The organism is uncultured Phyllobacterium sp., from assembly GCF_902479695.1.
Taxonomy (GTDB): Bacteria; Pseudomonadota; Alphaproteobacteria; order Rhizobiales; family Rhizobiaceae; genus Phyllobacterium; species Phyllobacterium calauticae.
Genome location: NZ_CABSQF010000089.1, coordinates 1 through 4,343 on the forward strand (window position 1 = coordinate 1; position 4,343 = coordinate 4,343).

Consider the following 4,343-nt stretch of genomic DNA (forward strand, 5'->3'; position numbering starts at 1 on the left):
TCGCTGTCGGGCAGCGGCACGCCCCTGCGCAGCGTCGTGCCCAAGGGCGGCGAAGGCTTTGTCGCTGGACGCAAGGTGCCGGTGATCGGCCGGGTGACCATGGACCTGACGTCGTTCGACATCACCGATCTTCCCGAGGACGCTGTCAAACCCGGCGATCACGTCGAGCTGTTCGGTGGCAACGTCGCCCTGGATGACGCGGCGCGCGCCGCGGGTTCCATCGGCTTCGAACTTTTGACCAGCCTGGGCAACCGCTATCACCGCCGCTACCTCTATTCCGGAAAAGGCGCCTGATGGCCAAGGCAAGAATTCAATTCATCTGCCAGAACTGCGGTGCCGTGCATACGCGCTGGGCCGGCAAGTGCGATTCCTGCGGCGAGTGGAACACGCTGGTCGAGGAAGGCACGGCGGGCGGTATCGGCAGCGGTCCCGGCAAGCTGTCCGGCCGCAAGGGCCGCGCCGTCGCCCTCACCTCGCTGTCCGGCGAGATCGAGGACGCGCCGCGCATCCAGTCGGGCATCGGCGAGCTTGACCGGGTCACCGGCGGCGGTTTCGTGCGCGGCTCGGCCATTCTGGTGGGCGGCGATCCCGGCATCGGCAAATCCACCCTGCTGACCCAGGCAGCGGCCGCGCTGGCGCGGCAGGGCCACAAGGTCATCTATGTCTCGGGCGAAGAAGCGGTGGCGCAGATCCGCCTGCGGGCGCAGCGCCTGCATGCCGCCGACACCGATGTGCTTCTGGCCGCCGAAACCAATGTCGAGGATATCCTCGCCACCATTTCCGATTCCAAGCGGCCCGATCTCATCATCATCGATTCGATCCAGACCCTGTGGACGGACGCCGCCGATTCGGCCCCCGGCACGGTCACGCAGGTGCGCGCCGGGGCTCAGGCGATGATCCGCTTCGCCAAGCAGACCGGCGCCGCCGTGGTCCTGGTCGGTCATGTCACCAAGGACGGCCAGATCGCCGGGCCGCGCGTCGTCGAGCACATGGTGGATGCGGTGCTGTATTTCGAGGGCGAAGGCGGCCACCACTACCGCATCCTGCGCACGGTGAAGAACCGTTTCGGCCCGACCGACGAGATCGGCGTGTTTGAAATGTCCGACCGCGGATTGCGCGAAGTTGCCAACCCGTCGGAGCTTTTTCTCGGCGAACGCAATGACAAATCGCCGGGCGCCGCGGTTTTTGCCGGGATGGAAGGCACCCGGCCGGTGCTTGTGGAAATTCAGGCGCTGGTGGCACCCTCGACGCTCGGCACACCGCGCCGCGCCGTCGTCGGCTGGGACGGCGGCCGCCTTTCGATGATTCTGGCGGTGCTTGAAGCCCATTGCGGCGTGCGGTTCGGCCAGCACGATGTTTACCTGAATGTGGCGGGCGGATACCGGATTTCCGAGCCTGCAGCCGATCTTGCGGTTGCATCTGCACTGGTTTCCTCCATTGCCGGTATTGCCCTTCCGGCCGATTGCGTCTATTTCGGCGAAGTCAGCTTGTCTGGCGCCGTTCGCCCGGTGGCGCATGCGGTGCAGCGGCTGAAGGAAGCAGAGAAGCTTGGGTTCAAGCAGGCTGTTCTTCCCAAGGGAAGCAACGACGTGCCGAAGGGACGCAATGCCCATCTGACCGAGACCGCTTCGCTGCCGGACCTTGTGGCCCGGATTGCAGCGTCCGGCCCCGGTAAAACGAAACGCGACGACTGACGCGGCACAGTCCTCCCGAGAGGGTGTGCAGGTCGGAATTGGATTGGGGATACATGTAAATGCCTATTACGTTGCTTGACGGAATTCTTTTGGGCATCACCCTCGTTTCGGCGATCCTCGCCATGGTGCGCGGCTTTTCGCGCGAAGTGCTGTCCGTCGTGTCATGGGCAGCGGCGGCCGCGGCCGCCTATCTCTTCTACAAGCCGGTCGTCCCCTTCCTCGCGCCCTATATCAGCAATGAGACCATCGCCCAGATCGCGGCAGCCGGTATCGTCTTCATCGTCACGCTGATCATCGTTTCCGTCATCACCATGAAGATTGCCGATTTCATCATCGACAGCCGTATCGGCGCACTCGACCGCACGCTCGGCTTCCTCTTCGGCGCGGCGCGCGGCGTTCTTCTCGTGGTTGTCGCGATGCTGTTCTTCAACTGGCTCGTTACGGACAACCAGCCCGCCTGGGTGGCGCAGGCCAAGTCCAAGCCGATGATCGACTCACTCGGCGCAAAGCTGATCAGCCTTTTGCCGGAAGACCCGGAATCAACCATTCTGAAGCGTTTGAAGCCCGGCTCGAGCCATACTCCGGACGCAACGACGGCACCTGAACCCAAGGAAGACATCCCGCCGGAAGGCGCGACACCGAAGCCTTGACGGGCTGCCGGGTGCGACAAACGGTTAACTTGGCGTTTGCGTGGTAATACCCCACATAGTGTGGCATAATGGAATGACAGATCTTACAGTTGAATCTGCGGCGAAAGGCTTGCGGTAATGACCGACATTTTTCGTGATGAGACCCCTCTCATGTCCCTTGACGACGACACACTGCATGAAGAGTGCGGTGTGTTTGGCATTTTGGGGCACCCCGACGCCGCCACGCTGACGGCGCTGGGTCTGCATGCCCTGCAGCATCGCGGGCAGGAAGCGGCGGGTATCGTCTCCTATGACGGCAAGCAGTTCTGCTCGGAGCGCCGTATGGGTCTTGTCGGCGCCCATTCCCCCACCCCCGCCACGCTGGCGCAGCTGCCCGGCGACCGCGCCATCGGCCATGTGCGCTATTCCACGACAGGCGATGCGGCCCTGCGCAATGTGCAGCCGCTGTTTGCCGAACTGGAAATCGGCGGCATCGCCATTGCCCATAACGGCAATTTCACCAACGGCCTGACCATGCGCCGCAAGCTGATCGCCGACGGCGCGATCTGCCAGTCCAATTCCGATACGGAAGTGGTGCTGCATCTCATCGCCCGTTCGCGCAGCACATCGTCCAGCGACCGCTTCGTCGATGCGATCCGCCAGATGGAAGGCGGCTATGCCATGCTCGCCCTCACCCGCACCAAGCTGATCGCCGCGCGCGATCCGATCGGCATCCGGCCGCTCGTCATGGGTGATCTCGACGGCAAGCCGATCTTTGCCTCCGAAAGCTGCGCGCTCGACATCATCGGCGCGAAGTTCGTGCGTGACATCGAGAACGGCGAAGTCGTCGTCTGCGAAATCCAGAGCGACGGTACAATCAGCATCGAAGCCTTCAAGCCGCAGTCACCGAAGCCGGAACGCATCTGCCTGTTCGAATATGTCTACTTTGCCCGCCCGGATTCCGTTGTCGGCGGCCGCAACGTGTATACGGCCCGCAAGAACATGGGCATCAACCTGGCCAAGGAAGCACCGCTGGACGCCGACGTCGTCGTCCCGGTACCCGATGGCGGCACGCCCGCGGCCATCGGCTTTGCCCAGGCGAGCGGCATTCCATTCGAGCTCGGCATCATCCGCAACCATTATGTCGGCCGTACCTTCATCGAGCCGACCCAGTCGATCCGCGCCTTCGGCGTCAAGCTGAAGCATTCGGCCAACCGTGCCGTGATCGAAGGCAAGCGCGTGGTTCTGGTCGACGATTCCATCGTGCGCGGCACCACGTCGGTCAAGATCGTGCAGATGATCCGCGATGCCGGGGCGCGGGAAGTGCATATCCGCGTCGCCAGCCCGATGATCTATCATCCGGATTTCTACGGCATCGACACGCCGGATGCGGACAAGCTGCTGGCCAACCAGCACGCGACCCTTGCCTCCATGTGCAAATATATCGGCGCGGATTCGCTGGAATTCCTGTCCATCGACGGGCTGTACAAGGCGGTCAGCGGCGCCCCGCGCGATCCGCAGGCGCCGCTGTTCACCGACCACTACTTCACTGGCGATTATCCGACCCGGCTGGTTGACCGGGACGGTATCAGCAATGTGCGTCAGTTCTCGCTTCTCGCAAACAACGGCTAACGGTTGAGTTCCCATTCATGATTTCTGACGGCAGTTTCCGGCTGGACGGCAAGCTTGCGCTTGTCACCGGCGCATCCCGCGGCATCGGTTATTTCCTTGCAAAAGACCTGGCAGCGCGCGGTGCGCATGTGATTGCCGTCGCCCGCACGGTGGGCGGGCTGGAAGAGCTGGACGACGAAATCAAGGCTGCGGGCGGCACGGCGACGCTGGTGCCGCTCGACCTGACCGACATGCCTGCCATCGACCGGCTCGGCGGTTCCATCCATGAGCGCTGGCGCTTCAAACGCCGGGCACGGGCGGCCAGCTGCGCAATGGAAATACCACCGGTCTGGTCGATATAGAGCGGCACCTTCTGCATGTGCTGCGAGCAGGCGACGAGCTTTTCGAA

Annotated in this window: 4 protein-coding genes and 1 pseudogene; all 5 read left to right on the forward strand. The window is 63.3% G+C overall.

Annotated features, from left to right (window positions below; translation table 11 throughout):
- The coding region (locus RDL77_RS24680; protein ID WP_288195131.1) for an alanine racemase at positions 1-294 on the forward strand (294 nt) is incomplete at its 5' end.
- Complete coding sequence (gene radA / locus RDL77_RS24685) at positions 294-1,694, forward strand: DNA repair protein RadA (protein ID WP_105735813.1); 1,401 nt, start codon at positions 294-296, stop codon at positions 1,692-1,694. The genes RDL77_RS24680 and radA, both read left to right, overlap by 1 nt.
- Before the next feature lie 59 nt (positions 1,695-1,753).
- Positions 1,754-2,344: a CvpA family protein gene (locus RDL77_RS24690; RefSeq protein ID WP_288195133.1), complete on the forward strand. Its 591-nt coding sequence runs from the start codon at positions 1,754-1,756 to the stop codon at positions 2,342-2,344.
- A gap of 117 nt (positions 2,345-2,461) precedes the next feature.
- Positions 2,462-3,955, forward strand: a complete 1,494-nt coding sequence (purF, locus tag RDL77_RS24695; RefSeq protein ID WP_374042795.1) for an amidophosphoribosyltransferase — start codon at positions 2,462-2,464, stop codon at positions 3,953-3,955.
- A gap of 17 nt (positions 3,956-3,972) precedes the next feature.
- Positions 3,973-4,230 (forward strand): annotated as a pseudogene (locus RDL77_RS24700) (SDR family NAD(P)-dependent oxidoreductase); the annotation flags it as partial.
- Positions 4,231-4,343 lie beyond the last annotated feature (113 nt).

Bases quoted from the DNA above. Each gene is read 5' to 3' on its own strand.
- purF (WP_374042795.1), top strand. From the start codon at position 2,462: ATGACCGACATTTTTCGTGATGAGACCCCTCTCATGTCCCTTGACGAC.
- RDL77_RS24690 (WP_288195133.1), top strand. From the start codon at position 1,754: ATGCCTATTACGTTGCTTGACGGAATTCTTTTGGGCATCACCCTCGTT.
- radA (WP_105735813.1), top strand. From the start codon at position 294: ATGGCCAAGGCAAGAATTCAATTCATCTGCCAGAACTGCGGTGCCGTG.